The sequence below is a fragment of the Aeribacillus composti genome, assembly GCF_031760945.1.
Taxonomy (GTDB): domain Bacteria; phylum Bacillota; class Bacilli; order Bacillales; family Aeribacillaceae; genus Aeribacillus; species Aeribacillus composti.
The window spans coordinates 3,247,586-3,271,611 of sequence record NZ_CP134501.1; the positions used below are offsets into that span (position 1 = coordinate 3,247,586).

Here is a 24,026-nt window from a genome sequence, read left to right on the forward strand (position 1 = left end):
TTGTATGAAAAGGCAATTAAACGCTTTTCATGTGTTTTAAACTTTTGGTAAAGGGTGGATAGGCAATCCCTTTTTCTGTAATAATTGCCGTAATGAGTTCATGATCGGTCACGTCGAATGCCGGATTATATGTTTGCACATTTTCCGGCGCCATCGGTTTTTCATACCATTTTGTCGTGATCTCCTCTGCTTTTCTCACTTCGATCGGTATATGTTCCCCTGTCGGACAATCTAAATCGATTGTTGAAAGCGGAGCACAAACATAAAACGGGATTCCATAATATTTTGCTAAGATTGCCACTCCGGAAGTTCCAATTTTATTGGCAGTATCTCCGTTTGCGGCAACTCGATCACACCCGACTAAAACCGCTTGTACTTTTCCCTCCTTCATCACAATGGATGCCATGTTGTCACAAATTAACGTTACATCCACACCAGCTTCCTGCAATTCCCATGCAGTTAGACGTGCACCTTGAAGAAGCGGTCTTGTTTCATCTGCAAAAACTTTGAAATGGTAGCCTCTTTCTTGGCCTAAGTAGATGGGAGCTAACGCAGTCCCATACCTCGCCGTCGCAATTGTTCCTGCATTGCAATGGGTCAGAAGACCCCAGCCGGGTTTTAATAATGACAGGGCATGCTCGCCAATCGAATAACAGACTTGTTCATCCTCATTACGGATATGTTCTGCTTCTTCCTTCAGTGCGTTTTTAATTTCCTCGATGCTTTTGTCTTTTTCTACTTTGAGTCTATCCTCCATGCGATCTAAAGCCCAAAATAAATTCACTGCAGTCGGCCGCGATGAAGCCAAATACTGTTTGATTTTTTGAAAATCATCCAAAAGCTGTTCATAAGTCGACGCTTTTGATTGCTTCGTGCCTAAATAAACACCGAATGCAGCAGCAATTCCGATCGCAGGCGCTCCTCTAACCTTCAGATGGTAAATGGCCTCCCATATTTCTTCTGGAGTAGAAAGATGCAGAAATACTTTCTCATTCGGCAATAGCGTTTGGTCGAGTATGATCACCGTATTGTTTTCATCATCCAGTTGTACGGATTGAATGGCTTTTACTGCTGTCATAAAACTTTTCTCCTTCAATAAATTTGCGGACACTTTGTAATAAAACATTCACAAAGTCGTCGCCTGTACGAATGTTTGCCCGTTCAAGAATAAAGGTTTTACCAGCTGTTAAACAAATTTTTTCAGCCAAAGTTCGGGATTCTTTATTTTCAATTGACGTGATGTCTTTTACATGGGCGATCCCAATAATTCTTCTGCATAATTCAAGTCCGGCAGCGGCTGAGGCATCCTCAAGGATGGAATTTAAATACCATTCTTTAAAACCAGGTGCACTTGCAGTTCTTTCTTTTATATTCTCATCCCAAGCATGTAAAAATTTTTTTGTAAACAGCTCTATTACGTCTGAGATTGTTTGTTGAATATATTGCAAGTAGTCTTCCTTTGTTTCTTGATCTTCAATTGTAAAGCTTGCATTTACATAGGCGAAAATAAGGTTTGCAATCACATTCCCAATATCGAACCCAGCAGGTCCATAAAAAGCAAACTCAGGATCGATTATTTTTGTTGAATCTTCCTTTATAAAAATGGAACCGGTATGAAGGTCGCCGTGGAGGAGGGACTGTGCTTTTGTCATAAAATCAAACTTCAGTTTAGCTGTTTCCAATGCAAGCTTTGAATCATTCCAAATTTCTTCGCGGATGAATTCTCTCGTTTCTGGAAATACATCATTTTGCTCACAATCGTAAAAAGGTTCTGTATACACGAGATCTTCTGTTATTTCACATAATTCTGGGTTTGTAAATTTTTGCACCAATGCTTTCTTCTCTTTATGATCGATAACGGCATCTGAAGTAAGCAATAAGGTGTTGACAAGAAACGTTGTAATATGGTCGGCAAACAAAGGAAATTTTTTATGTTTTAAAAGAGCTGTCCTCATAATTTCATGGTCAGATAGATCATCCATCACACAACAATTCATAATCGGATCATACGAATAAACCTTAGGTACAAATCCAGGCGCTAATTCCCCTTGCAGCTTCAATGCTTCGCTTTCAATCCGATTGCGATCTGGTGAAACTTTAAAGGCGTCTGAAATACGCGCAACCGGACCAGCTTGTTTAATAATGACAGACTGACCGCTATTTTGATCAACGACTCGAAATACATAATTTAAGTTGCCATCGCCAATCTCTCGGCATTCCAATTCTGCGTTTTGTTCAAAAATATCGAGTTTTTTCTGTACATATTCGATGACATCTTGCTCAGTCATCGTAAAATATGTTGTAAAATCCTTCAAAAAAATTCCCTCCTCATATCTTTGTTTGTCATAAAGTGAAAAAAGAGTCTTTCATAATATCCATTCACAATATGGGGACGACATTATTACAAGACCACTTCGTCACCTGCTTGTAAAAGCCGATTCCGGCAAATGCTCCAAATGGATTCAGATTTCTAGATCCAAAGCAGCCGCCGCATCCATTAAATAGAGGGGGCTGTCTAATAAGTCGATTTTCCGGCTTATAGACGCCCCTTTAATGTTTTAGAAACGTTGATATATCAATGCTTATGATGTTTCGTTTTCAATGGATTTTGACTTTCTAAGACAGCCCCTTCCTAAAAATATAAATCTGCATCATTTATTCTTGATTTTCCCCATCCCGCCATAATACTTGATAAATTATCTGTGTTTACTTGGTTTTCAAGTGAAACTATATCCTCTTGTAACATAAGACAAGCCTATTTTTGTGGTGCTCTTTTAGCTGCAAGCTTCTTCGCAAAAATGTGTAAACCTATTAAAACCGGGTCAGCAGCCGCTGTGGTATTTTCATAGTTTCTTTGCATTCAGGAACATTGTTCACTGAGCTGATGAATTGTGTATCCGAAGAGCAGCCAGTCATATGAAAAAGATGATGTTAAGCTTGCAGCTGTGAATGTTTAAAGCCGCTTTTTCATAAATTTTTTGTAAACTTAATTTACTTCTTCTTTTTCGTAAACTGGCACCCAGCCTTCTTCTGTCACAAAGATGCGGATCGCAACAACTTTTCGGTCATCAGCTAATGTGAAATAGTGGCGTCTGCCCTCTGGAACAGAAATAAGGTCTCCCGGATTAAGATGCACTTCAAAAAATTTCCCGTCCTGTCCTTGAATAACAAAAATTCCATGGCCGCTTACAATAAAGCGCACTTCATCATCTGTATGATGATGTTCACGCTGAAAATTTTTCAGCAGCTCTTCAAGGTTTGGCGTATGATCTGCTAAAGAAATGACATCCCAAGCTTTGTAGCCACGTCTTGCTGAAATATCTTTAATTTCATTTTCAAAAGATTGTAAAATCGTTTGTTTTTCCTCATCATTTAAAAGATATTTCTCTTTTAAATGCTCTGGTAATTTGGCAATATCCCATTGCTCGTAAATAACACCTTGTTGATTTAAAAATGAAATCACTTCCTCTTGATTGCTGATAACTTCGTTTGTTCCTTGAATTTTAATCGTTGTCATGTAAAATACCTCCTTAAAATGTTTAATTATTTAAAGCTCCTGTACTCGCAAGGAGACCGGCTTTTGCTTGAATAAGAGCAAGCTGATACTGAAATAAAAATTCACAAGCTTCTAAAATTTTCTTTGCTTCAAAGCTATCTTTTCCCCATACAGTAATTCCGTGGTTGCGAATAAGAACTGCCCCTTTATCCTCCTTCACGAAATCGCCCAAAGTGCTTGCTAATGTAGGAATATGGGCATAATTATAAATAATCGGAATCTGTAATTCTGCATCTTCCTCCCAGCGGTCAAACGCTTTTATCAGTTCTTGTCCTTGAAATACAATTTTTCCAGCTTCACCATAAAGTTCAGAGATGACATTATTTGCAACCGTATGTACATGCAGGCTGCAGCCGGCTTTGCTTCTTTTATATATTTCGCAATGCAATAGCGTTTCTGCCGAAGGCTTCAGCTGTGTTGCGCCTACAGGATTTCCTTCTCCATCTACAAGCAAAAAATCTTCCTTCGTTTTTTTTCGTTTATCTTTGCCGCTTGCGGTCACAAGAAACTGAAGCGGGGAATCTTGAACTTTTATGGCTAAATTGCCGCTTGTCCCCATAAACCAATCCCTCGCAGCAAGCTCCTCTTTAATCTCCGCAAGCTCATGAACACGAGTTAAAACGACACTCATTTTGCGCCACCTTTTTCTTCTATGAAATTTGTTTTGTTTATTGTCTTCTCTAAAATGTCAATACAGTCGTAAAATGTTTCGAAAGATTGATAAGGAATAGAAAATTCTTGACATTTTTTTGATAAATAATCACGTGCAATAACTGTATCTGCAATCTTCGCGGCTTCTAAATCTGTGACGGAATCCCCGATGATGATGGAATGAGTGTCAGCATTTGCAATTTGCCGAATAATTGTCGGTTTGCAGCACCCACAATTTTGGTTGGGACATTTTTCATCACACGTATAAGGCCAATGAATGGTGATCGTTTCTCCGCTAAAATCCGCTTTATTGCAAAACAGTGCGGTAATAGAATCAAAAGGGCGCAGCAGCGGTTTAATAAAAAAATCGATTCCGCCGCTGACAATGTATAAAGGAATGTTCATGTTTTTCGCATAATGAACAAAGTCGCGAAATCCTTCCCTTATTTCTGCAGTTTCTAAAATATAGTGAATGATGTCACCCTTTAAAGAAGATGGAAGAAGTGCAAACATCTTGCCGACTCCTTCCTGAATACTAATCGACTGGGAAAGGACGCCATCCTTCAATTGCTCCCACTCTTTTGGAGCGAAACGCTTCATAATGCTAACGATGTTATCTTTTTTTGTCACCGTTCCATCAAAATCACAAAATATTACTGGCTTCAATTGGACGGTGCCTCCTTCCATCCCCAGAGCCGAATTGCTTCTTGTAATTCTATGTCTTCAGCTGCTTCATTAAGGGAAACACCCCGGGAAACAGCGTCAACTGCCTGACGGAAAGCTTTTCCTCCGCCCTGAGCACCTTGCGGGTGACCGTGAACACCGCCTCCTGCATTAATGACACAATCTTTTCCAAAATCATGAATTAAAATGGGAACAAGACCCGGGTGAATGCCAGCAGATGGAACAGGAAAAACTGGTTTTAAAACTGATTCCTTCACCAATTCTTCTTTCACTTTTAAAACTTTGTCACGCTCCAATGCAACGCTGCCATATGGTGAAGGGAACAACGAAAAATCTGCTCCAGCAATTCTTATCAATTTTCCAAGCAATAAGGAATGAGAGAGCCCATATTTTTCGGATGAAGTAAACGATCCGCTAAACGCCGGATGAGCCATAATTGGGAGGACGATTTCATCATCTTCCCTTAATGCTTGCAGCACATCGAGGCCATATGTAAAAACATTAAATAGCAAAATATCGGCACCTAATTCTTTTGCTTTTCTTGCCTTATCTTTCAATTCAAATGTTTTTCCCGTCAAATTGACCGCATACAAAGTTCGGTGTCCCTTTTCTTGATACACGTTATCAAGAACTTTTTTGCCTTCCTTTATTCTTGTTTCAAATGATGTGAGCGAATTTTCAAAAAGTATTTCATCATCCTTTACTAAGTCGACGCCCCCGAGAGCCTGCTCCCGCAATTGGGCAAGAAGGTAATCCATATCACGTCCAATTACACCTTTAAAGATGCTCATCACTAACGGTCTGTCGTAAACGCCAAGTTTTTCTCGTAACCCCTGAATTCCAAATCGAGGACCTGGAAAATACCGAAAGATCTCATCGTCAAACTGCAAATCTAGTAATTTTATTTCTCCATCTAGTGATAATTTTCCAAAAGTTGTCGTTAAGATGGCAGGAATGTCTTTAGAAAAGTTTTCTCCCGGAAAGCGAATGTGAAGCTGTGCAATCGTTTTGCCGGAGGATGGATCCTCACCTGTTTCTTTTATTTCAACCACTTGTCCTTTATGCTTTTTTAACTGCTCTTGCACTAAAAGAGGAAGGTCAGTCCACGAACCTACCGTTAATCCAAGAGCAATGCCTTCTGCTTTTTTTTCTAAATCTTCTCGTTTCGCAATGATTTGGTATACTGCTGTTACGTGACCCATTTTTTCAATCCTCTTCATTCAGATTTTTTTATATAAATAAAGGGGCTGTCCGATAAGTCCCTAAAATGAAGCAAGTGGAGAAAAACAATTCGTTTCTCTCCACTTGCTTTTATATTTTTTCGATTTTTATCTGAAAGTAGCTGGCGGATGCCGGCTACTTTCAGTATGTTGTGGGCTAATGCCACAATCCCAAACTCAACATGTACCTTGTCGAGGCCCCGCAAAGAAAATCTGCGGAACGACCGATTGCCCTTGATGTGACCGAACACACTTTCTGCCTCGACTTTGCGTCGAGCGTAGATGGCGGCTTTCTCTTCACATTCAAGGGCTGTTTTGGCCTTTGCTTTCATTTCTTCGAAGATGGGATTCCAGTGAACTTGACGATTTCCCTTCGCTTTTGTGCATTTCGCTTTCAATGGGCAATCGGTACAATCTTCACATTCGTATATTTTGAAGCTTTGTTCATAGCCAGATGGATTCTTTTTGTTTTGGTATTTTTTAAACGTTACTCTCCTTCCATTCGGGCAAATAAAACAATCATCCTCTTCACAATAGGTCCAGTTTTTGGCATTTTTAATGTCTTTTTTGTATGTACGTGTTTGTTCTTTTACATAGCTCCCATAAGGAATTAGAAACTCAAACCGGGGCTCTTTCTCATCACCAACTGCATATACATAGTTTTCTTCACTACCATAGCCTGCATCCGCAATAACTGTTTGGGGCATCGGTAATGAAGTGGAGGCTAGCTTCTCCATATGTGGGATAAAGCAACGTGTATCGGTCGGTCGTTGATGAATGGTATAAAACAAGATAAACTGATTCTCTGTCCCCATTTGCACGTTGTATCCGGGCTTGAGCTGACCGTTTTTCATATGGTCTTCTTTCATGCGCATGAAGGTTGCGTCTTTGTCTGTTTTCGAGTAGCTGTTACGGTCACCGAACATTTCCTTTTGTTCCTTGTATCTTGCCATTCGGGGCAGGAAATCTTCCCGAATTTGTTTCACCGATTTCTTTAATTGACTGCGTTTTTTTCGCTTCTCTTTCCGAATGGATGTATCGGTCTCCTTTTCGATTTCTTCCGTTAGCGTTTCAACTTTTTCTTCTATTTCTTTTGCGATTTCCTCCAGGTTTTGTTCGGTGATCTCTGTATGTTGATCGCTTTCCTTTTGCCCTGTTCCGGCTTCTAATTGGGTTAATTCATGAATGTGCTTTAGTGTTTCTTGGATTTTTTCTTTTAATTTCTCTTCGAATTTCAAAGTGGATTTTTTCCACACAAAAGAATACTTATTGGCATTGGCTTCGATCTTAGTGCCATCCAAAAAGTAGTTTTCCATCGTGATGTAATGTTCTTTTATCAATTTGAGAATCATGACTTCAAAGAGCTCATCCATGAAAGCTTTCATCCGTTCCCCTCGGAACTCATTAATGGTGCGAAAATCTGGTTGTTGCATCGCTGAAAGCCACATGGCAGGAATATTTTCTTTAACGAGTTTTTCGATTCCTCGGCAGGAATAAACCTTTTGAGAATAAGCATACAGAATGATTTTCAGCATCATTTTGGGATGATAGGAACTTCTGCCGCCGCCTTTATAATGAGAAAACAATTGTTTATCTGGTATCGCCTCCACCATTTCGTCCACGACACGTGCCACGTGATGTTCGGGTATAAGAGATTCAATATCATAAATCATTTGAACTTGACGGTTGTCATATGGTTTGAAAGTAGGGGCTAAATTTCTTTTGGCAGGAGTTTTTTCTTCTTTTCCATCTAGAGGAAGTGTCATTTGTGTGTTATAATTTTCACGAGTAATCATTTGATTGCTCATAAAAAATCGTCCTTTCTGTAATGTTGTGTGGTAACTTCATTTTACTAGAAAGGACGATTTTTTTGTGCATTTTTTTTAAAAAGTGAAAAAATGAGGGGCTCCAAAAAGTCAGTTACCCTGACTTTTTGGACAGCCCCTTTTGTCAAAACAACTTCTTATCTTTCAACATCTCTGTTGGGAGAATTAGCACCGTGCTCATCATATGAGTCGGTTGCCGGGCTTCATTGGGCTCATCCCTCCACCTGCTCTTGATAAGAGTTTTATTATTAACTTTATAATTCTTATTCGGTTACTTGGATTATGCCACTATCCTTCCCCTCTGTCAACACTTTTTTACATCATATTCGATTCAAATTCGCTTACATTTTTCTGATGGCATGCTACAATTATTTAATGGTGCAGTTTACAATTTGAGGTATTTACCGGAACTTGAGGTTGAGCCAAAACAGGAAAGCCTAAAAAAAGAGGACGAAAAAAGAAGGTACAACATCTTATTAACGTCTTCCGATCGCATCATGCTAGATTACTAGACTTAGAAAAACTGGTTGAATTACGCAATTATAACGTTACTGGTTATCGTGAGACAATTTGTTTCTTGTACCGTTATTGGTTATGTTGCTTTTTGAATGATCCAGAAGAAGCCTTAAAACAAACGCTAACGTTTAATTTACAGTTTAATGAGCCTTTAAGAAGATCCACCAGAAGCGCTGAAAAGGCCTATTATGCACGGAATAACGAAGAAGCAAACCGAATAGCTAGAGAAAAAGGGTATCCTGGCGCTGGATATAATATCAGCAATAAAAAATTAATTGAATGGTTAGATATAACAGAGGACGAACAACGCCATTTAAGCACGATTATAGATGCGAATGAAAAGCGGAGAAGGAAACAAAAACGCCGGGAAATGGGCGTAAAAAGCCGTGAGGAGTATTTAAAAGAACAGCGCAATAAAACGGATAAGAACTTAGAAAAACTTAGACAAGCAATTGAGTTGAATCCTGATTTCTCGAATTACAAATTAGCTAAATTGCTAGGAATAAGTGAATCGTATGTAAGGAAAGGATGTTATATGTTATTTACTGGAACGGATGATTTAATTAAAAACGAGGATCGATCAATTAAAGAACATGATGTTTTATATTCTAGAATTAAACCTTTATCTTCACAAAAAATGGAAGGGTTAGTGGTGTACTTTCAACCCCATTGATGAAATTAAACCGTTTCTCAACTGAACAATTAATAGAAGTTTCATATAAAGTTAGGGAAATCCACGGTATGGTACACAAATGGATACCAGAGACAGTTATTGATGATACATTTATTAAGCAATATGTTGAATCATTTACTGTTGCCTTTGAACAGGAAATCACTGTACTTCCAAGGACATTTTTACGTGAATTTATATTCGTATTAGACGCTGCAAAAGAGGGGAACGATGTCCATTCTCTTCCATCTTGCCCTTATTGGAATGGGGGCGATACTTTTTTCTGATAATGGAATAAATGCCTGCAGCCTTCATCAAATGCTGAACCCGTTTCAGGCTGACTTTGAGCCATTCTTTTTCAAGCATATGGTGGATCTTCGGTTCTCCGTATCTCTGCTTGCTTTCCGTATGGATTTTTCGTATTCTGTCTGTCAGCTCCCGGTTTTCCGTTTTGTTTTTGATTCTGTTTTTTGTTTGGATTGATAGTAGGTACTTCTCGGCACGCCAAGGACCGTACACATGGTTTTAAGGTCATAATGGTGTCTGGCTCTTATCTCGTCAATCATGGATATAACAGTGGTTTGATCTACTTCTTTGCGAATATGACCATAGCTTTTTTAAAGATTTCATTTTCCTCTTTCAGCCGATGCAATTCTTTTTGCAGGTTCAGAAATTCTTCCGGGGTAAAAGAGCCCCCGTCATCCACCTTAACCGGTTTTTGTTTTCTGATCCATTTGTAGAATGTCGTTTCAGACAGGCCATATTCGATCAAGATCTGTTTTACTAGTGTTCCAGTTTGATAAAGCTCAACCACCATTTCCTTAAATTCAGCATGATAACGTTTACGTTTTTCGCTTGTGTTACCTATATCAGGACACATCCCTTCGTTAATATTATATTTCACTAAAGGGTGTCCATGAAACTATACTAGCATCAGTAGTTATATTATTTAAAAAGATTCTTAATCCAATTTCTGTCTGACACATGTAATAAACTCAACACTCTTGATGCGACTAAGTCAAAATCTTCTTCATTCTTTGCATCCTCATAGTTAAACCAAGTTTCATTGGATTCTTTTATATTTTCTGTGAGTCTATATCGGTAATCTATACCTACATCGTGTGCAGTCACTTTACTTGGCGGAATTTCTTCTCCCCAACTCGTTGTTACTCCTTCAATTGGGCAAATAGCTAAAACTACAACAAAAGATCCACCATAACGATTAAACTGAAAAGTTATTAAGTCAATATTATCTTCATTTTTCCTTCTAAAATGTGGAAATGAACCTTTAAAACCATGTTCTCTTAAATAAGGAACAACAATCTTTTTTAATGCATTAGTCATATTTAGACGGTCATTGGAAGCCATATTTAGTATTCCTCCAAAAATTCATTTTGTCTTTTATATCTTAATTATATATTATTATTAAAAGAAAGAGGTTCCCATGTGATTCAAAACGAACTAGTACACTTAAAATTCACAATTCTAATTTTAGTGACCTCTAGTCTAAATATTATTTATAAATTTTATAAGGTATTCCTTTAGATTTCAAATAGTTTAGTACAGGTTTACTTGCCCCTACTTTTCCTGTAGTATCACTTCTAAAGAAATGCCATTTAGCACCTTTTAGTTCCTTCTTTTTGATTAATAAGGCGTCTTTATCAATCTGTTTTCTTATAGTTGAAGTTAACGAAACATAACCAACTTTAGATTCATGTCCAATTCCAGAAGTATCGAGCACGTCTATATATCTACCACCTAAAGGAGTTCTAAAATATTCTTGTTTACTTCTTACTTTTACTAATGTTTCTAAATACTTCTCTCCAGCTCTTCCACTACTAAAAGATAATTTAGCTTTTTTTGCAGCTGATTTTGTAACTTGTTTACCTGATTGTTTGGAAACATACTTAATTGCTCCGCCAATTATACGTACAACAACACTTATTATAGATGCTTTAGCTTCATTTTCAGAGATGGTTATTTGTTCACCAGTATTTTTTTCTATTAAAATAGCTTTAAATTGTTCTTCAGTATTTTCAATTATTTTTACATCATATACTGTTTTTTCAATCTTATCCCCAACATCTAATACGGAACTAACTGTTATATCATTACCTTTTAGATTTGAATCTATAATTAAATCCGTAGCATATTCATCTGTATCAATATCTAATTGAAGTTTGATTCCATTGCTGTCTAGGTTTTGAATAGTAGGTTTAATTTTTTCTGCATTATTAATCCCGATACGGATCATAGGCATATTCGTTCATCAAAAATTCCTCGAAGCCTTCCCACACCTCCCTCTTGCCCTCATGGACGTAATGGCGCTGATTCACGAATTCGATCCGTGAGCCGTTGCGCTTCCACCCTTCGTGAACGATCAGGATTTGTCTTCCTTAGCCCGTTTTCTCTTCCCTTGGCGAGAGACAAACAGTCCATCGGCCTCCCACAAACAGCATCCGTCCATATTGCTGGTCAACCGGGCAGTGCAGCGGAGCTTCGGCTTCGAGCACCAACTGGCGGATCGCCTCATGGCTTATCACCGGATACCCGACCATCTGGGCAAGCGTACAAGCCGCTTTGCGATAAGAAGAGCACTCCACAACCAATCCCACCGACGTTTCTTCTAGACAAGGACTGATTGACTGCGATCCATCAAACACTAGAAGGGAGTCAAGCAAAAACGTGTAACGGTTTTGTTCTCGGTCTAAATAGTAGTTTCGCTCAAAGGTGACTTCGCCAAACAGGGTTTGAATCGTGGTGCGTCGTTTGTCTTTCAAGTGGTACCGGCGCTTGTCCCGGGTTTCCGCCAATTGTCGGTCGATGTCCTCCAACAAAGCCGTAAACAGTTCGGCGAAGGCGTTTTGCAGGGCTCGAAACAAATCAAGTTCGATCTCTTTCCATGTCAACGAATTTGTGGTAAGATGTTGTTGAATATTCATGGGACTCTCTCCTCCTGTTTGATAGTGTGGTCAATAATCATCTTATCAGGGAGAGAGTCCTTTTTTCATGTTCCTGCTTGGGATCCTACCGCGCTTTCGCTTGGTGACCCCGATGAGGGGATTGCGAACCTACGTTCCCATCCCCCCTCATCGGGAATTCTAAGAATTTCTCCCACAAACATTTTACGCACACCAGAAAATATTTATGGAAAATGCAAAAAGGCTAGATAACGCTAGATACCATGCATGGTTTCATCATCATAACTCTGATTGATGGATTACTGTTGCAAAGAAAAAAGAAGGTAAATTCATCCAATATCATTACAAACCACAGGAATTGGCTGAAAAACTAACAGAATGGCTCGAAGAGGATGTTTATTTTAGCTAGAATACAATTTTATAAGCCTAGCCGACAAATTACGAATATAAGGCAATTAAAGTCGTTATATGTTGATTTAGATTTTTATTTGTTTAATTATAATTCGAACTGGATCATCGGCAAATTAGAATACGATTATTTTGGCCAATCGATTCCAGAGCCGAATATAATCATTTTTAGCGGTCAAGGAATGGTTTTAATTTGGCTTAAAGAGCCTGTTCCTTACAAAGCTTCACCGTTATGGCAAGCGGTACAAAATCACTTCTTAGAACAATTAAAAGAGCTAGGGGGCGACTCTAGGGCGGTTGATGCTTCAAGGGTATTCCGCATTGCTGGAAGCATTAATTCAAAAAACGGTGTAGAGGTAACAGGGCAATATCGTCATAAGGAACGTTATGTCTTGAGAACGTTAATTAAAGGAGAAATGATTTTTATGGAAACTTATACAACCCTCAAAAAGATTACTCCTTCCTATGACCCTTGGGAAGCTTATTTAGATATGAAGGAATACGGTGAATTAACATTATCAAATATAGAATTTACCACCACCACAATCTGCAATATGCGATGTGAGCATTGCGCTGTAGGATACACTTTATCTCCGAAAGATCCGGAAGGGCTGCCGCTCGATTTACTTTTAAAAAGGCTAGACGAAGTGCCGACATTGCGATCCCTTTCGATTACCGGCGGGGAGCCGATGCTTTCGATAAAATCTGTGGAAAATTATGTCGTTCCCATTTTAAAATACGCACATGAACGCGGGATACGAACCCAAATCAATTCCAATTTAACATTGGACTTGAAACGCTATGAAAAAATTATCCCGTATTTAGATGTTTTGCATATTTCCCATAACTGGGGAACGGTCGATGATTTTGTTGAAGCCGGATTTGCAATGATGAAAAAGAAGCCTCCATATAAAGAACGTGCAAAATATTTTGAACGAATCATTGAAAACTCTAGAGCTCTGGCTGAAGCGGGAGTAATTGTTTCAGCGGAGACGATGCTGAATAAACGGACGGTTCCTCATCTTGAAAAAATCCATAGACAAATTGTAGACGAAATGAAATGTCAACGCCATGAGGTGCATCCAATGTATCCAAGTGATTTCGCTAGCAATCTTGAAACGCTCAGCTTGGATGAGATACGCGAAGCAATTCATACGCTTTTGGATATCCGCGACGAATCAGTGTGGATGCTGTTTGGAACACTCCCGTTTTACGCTTGCAGCGACAATGAGGAAGATTTAGCATTGCTGAAGCGATTGAGAGAAAGCAAAAACGTGACAGTTCGAAATGACCCTGACGGCAGATCCCGTCTCAATGTCAATATTTTTACAGGGGACATTATTGTGACAGATTTCGGCGATGTACCGCCGCTTGGAAACATCAAAAAAGATACTCTTTTATCAGCCTATGAAAAATGGATGCAATCCCCGATTGCCCAACAGCTGAATTGCCATTGTCCAAACGTAGCGTGTCTTGGACCGAATCTTTTAGTGAAAAATAGTTATTACCGAGACTTAGATTTTACAAAAAGAAAAGCGCGCATATAAAATAAAAGGGCTTGGGCTTCTTTCGGCAATATATTTGCCTTTCGCCCGCCCTTTTCTATTATCTAGGCTGATTGGTAATAAGAAAGTGGAAAGATGCCCGATCATGCACAGGAATCCATGCTCCAATGCCTTGCTGCGTAACATTTTTGACAACAATTTGCTTCTTGCTTCCCTTTAACATTAAATACACTTCTCCGTAAGTGACTTTTCCTTTTTCGTTGACAGCGGGAACGTATGCGTATAAATACCCCATTTTTTTCGGCGGGATATTATATACTTGATTTTTTTTCGTCCCGAAGCCGACAATTGTTTCAAATGCTAGCGGCATTTTCGATTTCTTTGCCGCCTTCATCAGCATCATTTTTTTGACATCTTTATGATCAGAAATTCTAGCGGTTAATCCTCCTTTTACCCGTTTTTGCGCCTCCTGTTTATAGCTAATTTGAACGGGCGACTTACCGCCTCGATTGTCAAAAAAGTTTGTATTGATTTTTTGATACTCCCAATTGACTGTTGTTTCCTCAGATTCATAATTCAATGCCCACCGTCCCAAGTAAATGGCGGCTCTATATCCTATGGCGGTTGGAGAAGGTGTAATGGAAGACTCATTTAACATTTTAATTAAAACAGGATTTTCAATCGGGACGTTGGATGTTTTGATTAACTCTTTTGTTAATTCACTTGGCTGTAAATAAGGAAGATTTTGACTCGGATTTGGATACGTATTTTCTTTTGAAATATCCATCACCGATTTGGGGATAGTTGGTGCTTCAGCGAAGCTTAAGCTTGAAAAAACCGATGCAAGCATGACTGAAATAAATAACGTCATTAGCTGTTTCATGTGGTTATCTCCTTTCAAGTAGCCTTTGCTTGTAGTTTTTTCAAGCTATTTGTATTTTATCCGCAAAATATCTTCCTATAATAGATAGAAGCCTATCCCCATGATGACATAAGCAGCAAGCAAAGTAGCCCCTTCAAACCAGTTCGTATCGCCGTCATTGGAAATTACAATCATGAGCAGTACTCCTGTCGCCATGGCAATCAACTCAGGAAGTGTAAAGACGAGCGGCATTTTTTCTGAAAACAGAAGCGAAATTAATACAAGCAAAGGCGCAACAAACATGGCAATCTGCAAGGTTGATCCGATGGCGATTTCAACCGCTACATCCATTTTATTTTTGTAAGCCATAATAATCGCAGACGCATGCTCCGCTGCATTTCCAACAATGGCAACGACAATTACCCCAATAAATAATTCACTCCAGCCAAGTTCATGTGCGACCGTTTCAAACGTATGTACAAGATTTTCCGAAACATATGCAACCGCAATTGTTGCCAAAAACAAAATGATGGTTGCGATCTTGCCAGACCATTCCGGGCTTTCGTGTTCTTCGATCTGCTCCTCTTTTTTCTGATAAACTCCCCGATGGGTTACCAATTTAAAAAACAACGCGGCTAAATAGAGCCCGATCATAATGATGGAAATGCCAATGCTTAACGTCAATGTGTCCGTATCATTCATTGTTTGTGCAAACACTTCTGGAATGACAAAGGCAACAATGACCGCAAACATTAACAATCCAGAATTATGTCTTGCGTCGTATTCATTAAACTTCTGCCGCTTGTACTTTAATCCACCAACAAAAAACGATAAACCTGCAACAAGCAGCAAGTTGCCGATTACAGAACCTGTGAGAGATGCTAAAACAACTGAAATTAAACCTGCTTTTAACGCAAAGATTGAAATAATGAGCTCAACAGCGTTCCCAAAAGTCGCATTCAACAGTCCGCCAATTCGTGGACCTGCCACAATCGCCAAGCTTTCTGTCGCTCTTCCCATAAAACTGGCAAGTCCGATAATCGTTAAACAATAAATTGCAAATAGAAGCAGTGCATTCCAATGCATCAAACTGCCAATAACGGACAACGGCAATCCAACAACAACCAAGATCGATAATATACGATTGAACATAAAGCTCACCACCCATATTTAGCAATAATTTTCCCGAAAACTTTGCTTACTTATTTTAACAAAAGTTGTTTAAAATAAACATTTCCTTCTAAAAAAAGGCCGTTTACAATTATGGAAAAAATTTGTCCGTAAAAATTATTTTTATTCTGACATAAGCACTATATTTTGATAAATCGAGCATTTTGCAAAGAGTCAGTCAAGACTTTGTGGGAACTTTTTTGATTCGCTGAAAACAGATGTAAGTCATAGGTTAGGGAACCATTTTTTGAATTTCATCTGTAAGCGCTTTTGGACTCTCATCCCTTGCCATGACAGACCGATATGTATACCTTTTTTTACCATCCCTTGAATTCAGACAGGGCATGATAGATCGGTGTCCCGGACGATTGCTGTAAATATGGAAAAATTAGAAAAGGCCATTCAAAAGATTAAAAATGAGATGAGACGTTGCAAAGAAGCGGGTTTTGTAGATGGTATTCCATTTTGGGAACAAGCGTTAAGTAAGCTACTGAAAGAGAAAAAATAAAGGTCACTTATCCATTAAGGCATTGTAATTAGTTTCATTCTTTTAAGGATTTTCGAGTTTGTTGGTATTTAGTCTACCAGTAATAAAGTTCTAGAATACTTTATTTAATGGTATTTTTATGTCAAAAAATGAAATATATGGAACTATATTAATAAAATTAACGTCTATAAGGTGTGATAGAAATTAATATACTAAGGAGGTAATTTAATATGCGTAAAAAAATTTTACTAGGGGCTTTAAGTTTATCTTTGTTAGGAAGTACATTACCATCATACTCAGCGTTTGCGGCAGAAAAACAAGAACATTAAACGTCTATTCTCAAGGATATAATGTATCGTTATCAGAAAATCTAATTCAAACAGCTGATCAATATGTTGTTGTCGAAGAAAATAAATTTGTATTGAAAGATGAGAAAAAGTTAAAGGAGATTCTTTCTGAAAGAGATTTTGAGATTGTTAACAATTTAGTATCTCAAGCTAATAATAATTTAGAGACCATCAGTGGAGCTAATACAGCGGTAGTAAGAAATATTGTTGTTGTAATGCCTAAAGACGTTTCAGCTAAAACTATTAGTTACGCTAAAGCTTCTGAAGGAAAAAGAGCAATTAAATTTCATTGGTGGGGAATCGAACTGTGGTTGACTAAGACTGATGTTCGAGCCATAGTAAAAGGTGGAATTTCTGGTGGTGCAGCATATCTAGGTAGTATATTTGGAATAGCTGGCGCAGTTGGAGGAGCTGTTGTAGGAGCCATAATATCTGAGTATATAACAGGTGTCCCGATTTATGTTAAATATACTTATGGTAATAAATAACCTCCTATTGTCTTACCTCAATAAAAAGGGTTGAAAATTATGAAAAAAGCTATTATATCTGCAATTTTTGCAGGATTAGTCGTTTTAATAGGTGAGTATATATTCACAAATAGCTTAATTAAGTTATCGGTTCAAATACCCGTGTTATTAATTGGTATTGTGCTGATATATAGGCTACTGGGAAAATAGATTGATACACATTTTCGCTGTATAAAATCTTTACAACATTCCCCTGTACTGTTTTAAGTGCAGGGGAATGAAGATAATTGCTAGTAATAGTCATATCCATTTTCTCCTTTATTTTTGATTTTATTTTAATTACTAACTCAACTTTCGCAGATAGAAATTGGCAAATAAGCCTTGATATAACTAGGAAGGCCTGCAATCCATTGCTGTAGTTGACTTTCAATGATTTTTTTGTCATTTTATTTATCTTTTTTAGGGTATCTTGAAGAAGCTCGATCAACTGCTGTAAAGCTACAGCCCAATCCAGTTCATTGATTTCATCGCATAGTTCATAAAAGAGACCGCCAATGGTCCGATCATCCGTGTTACATTGATTTTGCCACGAGAGAACGATGTAACGAGTAAACACAATGTTGGTATGGCTGATAAGCAAGTCGAAAGAACGGCCTTGGAATTCTTCCTGAAGGCGCAACAGTGACTTAGTCGTCTTGAAAAATACTTCGATGTCCCAGCGTATTCCATAGATGCGCACGATTTCTTGTTCTGTCAGGGTACAATCGGTGCTAAGAATGGCCACCCATTCGTTTTTCTTGTTTCGGTTTTGAATGAAGACCACTTTAACTGGTATTCAATTTGCCATCACCGTGTGAATGGAACGAAGGATTCCTTTCTTTCCTTGAACCGGATTAGACAATCGATAGAGTTCTTTTAAAGAGACGGCTCAGTCCCCTACGAGATAGTGTTGATTGGTCGCTTTCACCATGCCGATCACATCAAGTCCCTGTTCCACGATTGCTTGAATGAGAGGTTGTTGAGTAAACCATGTATCCATCAAGACGTAACGGGCTCCAACCCTGCGGTCAAGGCACGCTCAAGCATAGCAGGGATTTGTTCTGGTGCTGTCTGTAATGCCTCAACACAGCATTTATCCCCTGATGTACGCTTATCTATTTTTTCTGAAATCCCATTGATTTGAGCCTTTTTGGAGCTCAATAAAGAAAAGTCAATCGGCATAACGGAGTAGCCGTCAGACCAGCCTAAAGTAAGCATACGAAAGCCTTTATAGAATCGCTTCCGGAGCGACGAGTGATCCATACAACGTGCAAGCAGTTCCACTTTCTTACTGCGATTCCGTTCAAACATCGAATCATCAATAATGAATACTTTTACCCGGTATTTATCTGTTAGGCTACTAACCTTGGCAATGACCGAGGAACTAAAGGAAAGTAGAACGGCGCCATGGTTGAGGAAACGGTAGACCGCATCCTTGACTGGCAGCTGATCCGCTTTTTTAGAGTCCAAAAGCCGGAACCAGTTCTTCTGTTGGAAAATGAGGCAAAACACCAGTTGAAACAAATAAGAACAGGTGAATCAGAGATTTTTTTGGATGGTTTGCCTTTCGAAGATGTTTCAAGATTTCCAATTCGTTGAAAACGGATTTTAGTTTATTTGGTAATTGATTATTTTGTTCCTTCTGCTCTATCATATAGAGGACACAATGTGCAAAATACTCAAATCTAAAAAATACAACAGCAAGAAAAAAATTCTCGTTCCCCAATCTTATGTATGAAGTAGAAACCTTTCATCAAGTACAGCTTCGGATGATTGACGGTATACTATAATGTGGTGGTTTTTGCAAACATTTCACAACGTTATCGTGCTTGGACCTTCTTCCCTTTTTAAAAATGAGGACAGCCGCATGTGTAAAGCCTGTCGATCATTTTGTAAAAAAACCCCTTTATTTTAATCAGGCAATATAGTATGATAATTTTAACGAAATGACCAAAATGTCCATTTAGTCAATCAAGAGGATGAGGAGCATGGCTATCGATCGAAAACAAAATATTATTGATGCGGCGACAAAATCTTTTTCCTTATTCGGGTATAAGGCAACGACGATAGAACAAGTGGCGAAACTCGCGAATGTAGGCAAAGGAACAATTTATACGTTTTTTAAAAGCAAAGAGGATTTGTTAGACGAAATTATTTCCTCAGTTATTGTAGAAATAAAAGAAACGGCAGAGCATGCAATGGACCCCGATCGTCCATTTCTTGAAAACGCCCATCGCGCTTTATATCGCATTGCAGAGTTTCGAAAGCAACATCCACTAACAATTAAGCTTCTCCAAGAAATTCGGGATATCGGGACTCCGGCCGTTCAAGAAGTGATGAAAAGATTGGATCGGGCGATTATCGCCTTTATCCGCGAAAAAATTGACAACGCCATAAAAAAAGGAGAAATTCGCAACTGTGATTCCGAAATCACCGCCTTTTTAATGTTAAAAATGTATATCGCCCTAAACTTTGATTGGGAAAAGGAACATGAGCCGCTGCCAAAGGAGAAAATCGCTGAATTATTTGAGCTGTATTTTTTAAAAGGATTGTCGAAATAGATAGTCCTTCTTCTTTTATCATAAAATGACTAAATGAGCAAAATGGTCAAAAGTACAAAAAAGGAAGGAGATAACCGTTGCGTGGAATCTCATTATTTTTACATGAGCTAAAAATGATTGTAGCGAATCGGAAAATTTTGATTCCTGTTATCGCTATTTTATTTATTCCCATTATGTATAGCGGAATGTTTATATGGGGATTTGGAGATCCGTATGGCCACTTAGAGAGATTGCCGGTCGCTGTAGTCAATCAAGACAAAGGGGCAACATTGAATGGGGAAAAGTTAAAGATCGGCGACGATCTAGTGGAAAATCTAAAAAAGAAAAAGCAGCTTTCTTGGGAATTTGTTGACGAGAAAGAAGCGGAAAACGGATTAAAAAACCGGAAATATTATCTAGTTATCAAAATTCCAGAAAACTTTTCAAAGCATGCAACTACGATAAAGGACGAACACCCTCAAAAAATGGAGCTCATTTATATGCCGAATGAGAGCATGAACTTTTTCGCAGCACAAATCGGGGATAAAACCATTGAAAAACTGAAAGAAGAAGTTGGTGATACATTAACGGAAACATATGCCGAAACAATGTTCCAAAATATTAAGAAGCTGGCAGAAGGGCTCGAATCGGCAAGCGAAGGAGCAAAGAAACTGCATGATGGCATTGATTCAGCAAAACAAGGAGCAATAAAGCTGAAGGACGGGGTTGATTCGGCCAAAGATGGTTCACAAGAGCTGTACAACGGCGCGCTCTCTGCGGAACAAGGAGTTCAAGAAATATATGGACATTTAAAAACGATGGCTGAAAAATCATTGATATTTAAAAATGGACTGCAATCCGCTAGTTCCGGAGCCGAGCGTCTGAACAGCGGAATGAACCGTTTTAATTCCGGTCTTGACCAATTGATTGCAGGTCAAGAGAAATTGCTCGATGGTGCAGAAAAGGCAAGAAATGGTTCTCAGCAGCTGGCGGATGGATTAAAGCAATCACTTCATGGAATGAAACAAATAAATGAAAAAGCTCCTCAGCTCGCAAACGGAGCCGAGCAAGTACGAAGCGGAGCCAGCAATCTGTCGTCATCACTCGGACAATGGGCTAAGGGAGCAGAACAAACGAAAACGGGAGCGGCACAGGTGAGTGCCGGACTGGAACAGCTGACAGCCCGGCTTGATGCTATGATCGCTCAAACGTCTGATCCGCAGCAAAAAACGGCACTCAAAGAACTGCGTGCAAGTGTAGGGCAGCTGGCGGATGGAAGCAAACAAGTAACAAGCGGTATCAGCCAGCTTTCCGAAAATGCTGCAGCATTGAAAGATGGAGCTGATCAGCTTTCTTCTGGATCAGCGCAATTGCATAGCGGAACAGTCGCTTTAAGCGACGGTCTCAAACGACTAGTAGCAGGGCAGGAGCAGCTCGCCGCAGGTGCCGAATCATTAGCTGGCGGACAGAAGGAGCTCTCCCAAGGATTATCGACATTCGGTGAAAAAATGAATGAAGCGAAAAGCGGAATAACCCAGCTGATGGAAGGAAGCGGACAATTATCAGCCGGCTTGCATGATCTCGCTTCCGGTTCTGATCAACTGCAAGATGGCACTAATCAGCTTGCTGCTGGTTCCGGCGAATTAGCAAACGGAATGGAAAAACTCACAAATGGGTTAGGAAACTTTTCACACGGAATCGAGCAGCTTTCTAACGGGTCTGGTCAATTGACGGAAGGAATGACGACGCTGGATAAAGGTTCTAATGAATTGGCAGAAAAATTGCACGATGGAGCCAAAGATGCCAGCAACGTCAAAGCGGACAAAGAAATATACGATATGTTTGCAAAACCTATTAAAATTAAAAACGAAAAATTAAACGAAGTTCCTAACTATGGAACGGGGATTGCTCCGTACTTCTTATCGCTGGGATTGTTTGTCGGCGCCTTGCTCGTAACAATTGTGTACCCTCTTCGTGAACCAGCAACTACACCTAAAACGGGAATGAGTTGGTTTTTTAGCAAGTTTGGTGTTCTCGTTATGATCAGCGTCATGCAATCGTTGATAGCCGATACAATTTTACTAGCAGGAGTAGGCATTGAAGTGCAAAGTATTGCGAGATTTATCGTATTTACGATCATCACAAGCTTAACGTTCATGACGTTAATTCAGCTGCTTGTCACAACGTTAAGTGATCCGGGAAGATTTTTAGCAATCATTATCTTAATCTTACAATTAACTACAAGCGCCGGTACCTTCCCGTTAGAGTTAATCCCAACAGCGTTGCAGCCGCTCCACAACTGGCTGCCAATGACATATTCCGTAGCCGGCTTCCGTTCAGTCATTTCGAGCGGCGATTATGCGTTTATGTGGCAAAATGCATTTATTTTGCTCACTTTTATGATCGTGTTTGTTCTCGCAACGATCACCTACTTTACAATCCAACATAAACGCCGTTTTAGCGAGGCCGTATAACTTTTTGTTTTTGAATTTGCCGGACGAACTTTTACACCTTCGACTCTAGCGTAATAACTGAAAGGAAATTTTTCAGAACTAAATGTGGTAAATCGGCAATGCCACAATTCCTCTTCATAAAAATGAAATAGAAGCAGATCTCTATCATCTGCTTCTATTTTTTTGTTGAAACTTTTATTCATTCAGCGATTCGCCAAAAAGGCCTTCAAAAATGGATTCTTTTATAGGACGACGAGGGGTTGGTGCCTCTCTTTCCTGCAGGCTTTCCGGCAGAGCTTCTTTTTCCCCTTGATAGCCAATTGCAATGAGCGCATTGATTGCATACTCTTCAGGGATGTTTAAAACTTGACGTGCTTTTTCAAAGTCTATGCCTGTCATCGGATGCGTAATCAAGCCTTTTCTTGTTGCTTCTAATGATAAATAGCCCCAAGCTGCACCTGCATCAAAGGCGTGGGAGCCGATTTCCCCCCGCTCGCTAGTCTTTTTAGAAATAATCAAGGCAAAAACCGGGACGTTTTTGCACCAAATTTGATTAAACTCGCCAATGAATGACATAAATCTTTTGCGGTCTTCCTCTGTGCGAGCGATAATAAAACGCCATGGCTGGAAATTGAAAGCAGAAGGCGCCCAGCGTGCTGCTTCAAAAAGGCTTAGTAACACATCCTCCGGGACCTCTTTAGTTAAAAACGAACGCGGAGACCAGCGTTTTAAATAAATAGAATCAATTTCATATTCGGCCTGGCGGGCAAGCTTCGTTTGTGTCATCACATTACCTCCTAGAAATCAGATCGGAATTATACACATTTATTGTATTACATTTTTTTCTAAAAACAATTTTTTTGCTCATAAAAGCTTTTATTTTAGTTCAAATGTTTCCGTAATGTTGATGCTGCCTTCTACTGATTGAACCATTGGACAATTTTTGTGCGCCAGCTCCAAGCATTTTTGAATTTGCTCACGGTCCAAATCCTCGCTGGAACTTGAAATGATGAAATGAAGATGAATTTTTTCAATTCTGTTCGCTTTTTCTTCGTTCCGTTCAACTTCAGCTTGAATCGTAATATCGTCATAAACGATTCTTTTTTTATCTAAAATTTTTCTGAAAACACTTCCGCTGCAGCCAGCAATGGCGGAAACCATCAATTGAAATGGACGGAATCCGTATGTAACATCACCTGCCACATGCAGTTCTCCGTATTCAAAAGTTGTTTTATATCCAATTTCCTTCATTTGAAATTCCATGCTGTATCATCTCCTCCATTAATATCTACAATTTTATTGTAATTGATTAATTTTTTTATTTGCAATTAATACAAATTGCGGGAAAAAAATTAAAAAATAAGTTGAACATCTACTCCATCTGTTATATAATAGTTTCAAAATAAAAAAAACTGTATCATAACATTATAGAGGAGAGGGGAAAAATGATGAAACGGCAGGAAAGAAAAAATATGATTGATTTTATTGAAAAAATAGGAAATATTGATCGGGAAACGCTTATGTACATGACGGATGCGGACATTGAACACATTTATGCTTCTATTTATGATCGATATTTAGAAATGGCTGAGTAGAAAACGCAAAAGAAGCCTTCCGCCGCCGGAGGTCCGATGCGAACATTCCCGCAAAAAAAAGAAGCTTCAACACGCAGACACTCACCTATTGCCGAACTTTATTTAATAT

At 39.0% G+C, this 24,026-nt stretch carries 23 protein-coding genes, 2 pseudogenes and 1 riboswitch; of the genes and pseudogenes, 8 read left to right on the forward strand and 17 right to left on the reverse strand.

All coding sequences use genetic code 11. The features are described 5' to 3' along the window. Nucleotides 1–16 precede the first annotated feature (16 nt). The 7 genes from mtnA to RI196_RS15875 all read right to left on the reverse strand — a co-directional run bounded on the left by mtnA (nt 17) and on the right by RI196_RS15875 (nt 7,919). Nucleotides 17–1,078 (reverse strand): S-methyl-5-thioribose-1-phosphate isomerase, encoded by a 1,062-nt coding sequence (mtnA, locus tag RI196_RS15845; RefSeq protein ID WP_063386758.1) that lies wholly within the window; start codon nt 1,076–1,078, stop codon nt 17–19. Beyond that, entirely contained in the window at nt 1,038–2,315 is a 1,278-nt protein-coding gene (mtnK, locus tag RI196_RS15850) for an S-methyl-5-thioribose kinase (RefSeq protein ID WP_311066504.1), read from the reverse strand. Before mtnK ends, mtnA begins: the two co-directional genes overlap by 41 nt. Nucleotides 2,316–2,986: 671 nt before the next feature. Further along, nucleotides 2,987–3,517 (reverse strand): acireductone dioxygenase, encoded by a 531-nt coding sequence (gene mtnD, locus RI196_RS15855; protein WP_063386759.1) that lies wholly within the window; start codon nt 3,515–3,517, stop codon nt 2,987–2,989. A 22-nt stretch (nt 3,518–3,539) separates the two neighbouring features. Beyond that, entirely contained in the window at nt 3,540–4,187 is a 648-nt protein-coding gene (locus tag RI196_RS15860; RefSeq protein ID WP_311066505.1) for a methylthioribulose 1-phosphate dehydratase, read from the reverse strand. Continuing rightward, nucleotides 4,184–4,873 carry a 2-hydroxy-3-keto-5-methylthiopentenyl-1-phosphate phosphatase gene (locus RI196_RS15865; RefSeq protein ID WP_375338762.1) on the reverse strand — a complete coding sequence of 230 codons (690 nt, stop codon included), beginning with the start codon at nt 4,871–4,873 and terminating at the stop codon, nt 4,184–4,186. Before RI196_RS15865 ends, RI196_RS15860 begins: the two co-directional genes overlap by 4 nt. Then, nucleotides 4,870–6,093: a 2,3-diketo-5-methylthiopentyl-1-phosphate enolase gene (locus RI196_RS15870; RefSeq protein WP_311066507.1), complete on the reverse strand. Its 1,224-nt coding sequence runs from the start codon at nt 6,091–6,093 to the stop codon at nt 4,870–4,872. Before RI196_RS15870 ends, RI196_RS15865 begins: the two co-directional genes overlap by 4 nt. Nucleotides 6,094–6,107: 14 nt before the next feature. Continuing rightward, nucleotides 6,108–7,919 carry an IS1182 family transposase gene (locus RI196_RS15875; RefSeq protein WP_311066508.1) on the reverse strand — a complete coding sequence of 604 codons (1,812 nt, stop codon included), beginning with the start codon at nt 7,917–7,919 and terminating at the stop codon, nt 6,108–6,110. A 152-nt stretch (nt 7,920–8,071) separates the two neighbouring features. Next, nucleotides 8,072–8,177, reverse strand: a riboswitch (SAM riboswitch). A 364-nt stretch (nt 8,178–8,541) separates the two neighbouring features. Between RI196_RS15875 and RI196_RS15880 the strand changes: the two genes are divergently transcribed. Further along, on the forward strand, nt 8,542–9,126 hold the full coding sequence (locus RI196_RS15880) for a hypothetical protein (protein ID WP_144598484.1): 585 nt from the start codon (nt 8,542–8,544) through the stop codon (nt 9,124–9,126). Beyond that, nucleotides 9,126–9,410, forward strand: a complete 285-nt coding sequence (locus RI196_RS15885; RefSeq protein WP_311067368.1) for a BREX system ATP-binding domain-containing protein — start codon at nt 9,126–9,128, stop codon at nt 9,408–9,410. Before RI196_RS15880 ends, RI196_RS15885 begins: the two co-directional genes overlap by 1 nt. Here RI196_RS15885 and RI196_RS18655 read toward each other — a convergent pair. From RI196_RS18655 to RI196_RS15905, 5 genes and pseudogenes are all read right to left on the reverse strand, one after another. Next, the gene (locus RI196_RS18655) at nt 9,319–9,642 is read right to left on the reverse strand and encodes an IS3 family transposase (RefSeq protein WP_375338763.1); all 324 of its coding nucleotides are present in this window, start codon (nt 9,640–9,642) and stop codon (nt 9,319–9,321) included. The genes RI196_RS15885 and RI196_RS18655 overlap by 92 nt on opposite strands. Nucleotides 9,643–9,709: 67 nt before the next feature. Continuing rightward, nucleotides 9,710–10,027 carry a transposase gene (locus tag RI196_RS15890; protein ID WP_311066509.1) on the reverse strand — a complete coding sequence of 106 codons (318 nt, stop codon included), beginning with the start codon at nt 10,025–10,027 and terminating at the stop codon, nt 9,710–9,712. 41 nt (nt 10,028–10,068) lie between these two features. Then, on the reverse strand, nt 10,069–10,491 hold the full coding sequence (locus tag RI196_RS15895; protein ID WP_144598486.1) for a DUF4304 domain-containing protein: 423 nt from the start codon (nt 10,489–10,491) through the stop codon (nt 10,069–10,071). Nucleotides 10,492–10,636: 145 nt separating this feature from the next. Next, nucleotides 10,637–11,383, reverse strand: a complete 747-nt coding sequence (locus tag RI196_RS15900; RefSeq protein ID WP_311066510.1) for an SAR2788 family putative toxin — start codon at nt 11,381–11,383, stop codon at nt 10,637–10,639. Further along, nucleotides 11,358–12,065: pseudogene (locus tag RI196_RS15905) on the reverse strand (UPF0236 family transposase-like protein). Before RI196_RS15905 ends, RI196_RS15900 begins: the two are co-directional and overlap by 26 nt. Before the next feature lie 812 nt (nt 12,066–12,877). On the opposite strand from RI196_RS15905, the gene yfkAB reads away from it, so the two are divergent. Next, nucleotides 12,878–13,999, forward strand: a complete 1,122-nt coding sequence (gene yfkAB / locus RI196_RS15910) for a radical SAM/CxCxxxxC motif protein YfkAB (RefSeq protein ID WP_311067369.1) — start codon at nt 12,878–12,880, stop codon at nt 13,997–13,999. Between the two features lie 58 nt (nt 14,000–14,057). Here yfkAB and RI196_RS15915 read toward each other — a convergent pair whose 3' ends face one another. Both RI196_RS15915 and cax read right to left on the reverse strand, forming a co-directional pair. Next, a complete protein-coding gene (locus RI196_RS15915) occupies nt 14,058–14,840 on the reverse strand; it encodes a YfkD famly protein (protein ID WP_311066511.1) in 783 nt (260 codons plus the stop codon). A gap of 75 nt (nt 14,841–14,915) precedes the next feature. Continuing rightward, nucleotides 14,916–15,971 (reverse strand): calcium/proton exchanger, encoded by a 1,056-nt coding sequence (cax, locus tag RI196_RS15920; RefSeq protein WP_130156871.1) that lies wholly within the window; start codon nt 15,969–15,971, stop codon nt 14,916–14,918. A 397-nt stretch (nt 15,972–16,368) separates the two neighbouring features. Here cax and RI196_RS15925 point away from each other — a divergent pair, with 397 nt between their 5' ends. Both RI196_RS15925 and RI196_RS15930 read left to right on the forward strand, forming a co-directional pair. After that, nucleotides 16,369–16,497, forward strand: a complete 129-nt coding sequence (locus RI196_RS15925; RefSeq protein WP_311066512.1) for a hypothetical protein — start codon at nt 16,369–16,371, stop codon at nt 16,495–16,497. 400 nt (nt 16,498–16,897) lie between these two features. Continuing rightward, complete coding sequence (locus tag RI196_RS15930) at nt 16,898–17,311, forward strand: hypothetical protein (protein ID WP_311066513.1); 414 nt, start codon at nt 16,898–16,900, stop codon at nt 17,309–17,311. A 326-nt stretch (nt 17,312–17,637) separates the two neighbouring features. Here RI196_RS15930 and RI196_RS15935 read toward each other — a convergent pair. Beyond that, nucleotides 17,638–18,983, reverse strand: a pseudogene (locus RI196_RS15935) (IS4 family transposase). A 334-nt stretch (nt 18,984–19,317) separates the two neighbouring features. Between RI196_RS15935 and RI196_RS15940 the strand changes: the two are divergent. Both RI196_RS15940 and RI196_RS15945 read left to right on the forward strand, forming a co-directional pair. Further along, nucleotides 19,318–19,890 (forward strand): TetR/AcrR family transcriptional regulator, encoded by a 573-nt coding sequence (locus RI196_RS15940; RefSeq protein WP_066247743.1) that lies wholly within the window; start codon nt 19,318–19,320, stop codon nt 19,888–19,890. Between the two features lie 77 nt (nt 19,891–19,967). After that, complete coding sequence (locus tag RI196_RS15945) at nt 19,968–22,343, forward strand: YhgE/Pip family protein (RefSeq protein WP_311066514.1); 2,376 nt, start codon at nt 19,968–19,970, stop codon at nt 22,341–22,343. Between the two features lie 174 nt (nt 22,344–22,517). Here RI196_RS15945 and RI196_RS15950 read toward each other — a convergent pair whose 3' ends face one another. Both RI196_RS15950 and RI196_RS15955 read right to left on the reverse strand, forming a co-directional pair. Then, nucleotides 22,518–23,108 carry a nitroreductase family protein gene (locus RI196_RS15950; RefSeq protein ID WP_063386768.1) on the reverse strand — a complete coding sequence of 197 codons (591 nt, stop codon included), beginning with the start codon at nt 23,106–23,108 and terminating at the stop codon, nt 22,518–22,520. A 90-nt stretch (nt 23,109–23,198) separates the two neighbouring features. Next, nucleotides 23,199–23,585, reverse strand: a complete 387-nt coding sequence (locus RI196_RS15955; protein ID WP_063386769.1) for an OsmC family protein — start codon at nt 23,583–23,585, stop codon at nt 23,199–23,201. Nucleotides 23,586–23,767: 182 nt separating this feature from the next. Here RI196_RS15955 and RI196_RS15960 point away from each other — a divergent pair, with 182 nt between their 5' ends. Beyond that, complete coding sequence (locus tag RI196_RS15960) at nt 23,768–23,917, forward strand: BH0509 family protein (protein WP_375338764.1); 150 nt, start codon at nt 23,768–23,770, stop codon at nt 23,915–23,917. Nucleotides 23,918–24,026: the final 109 nt, after the last annotated feature.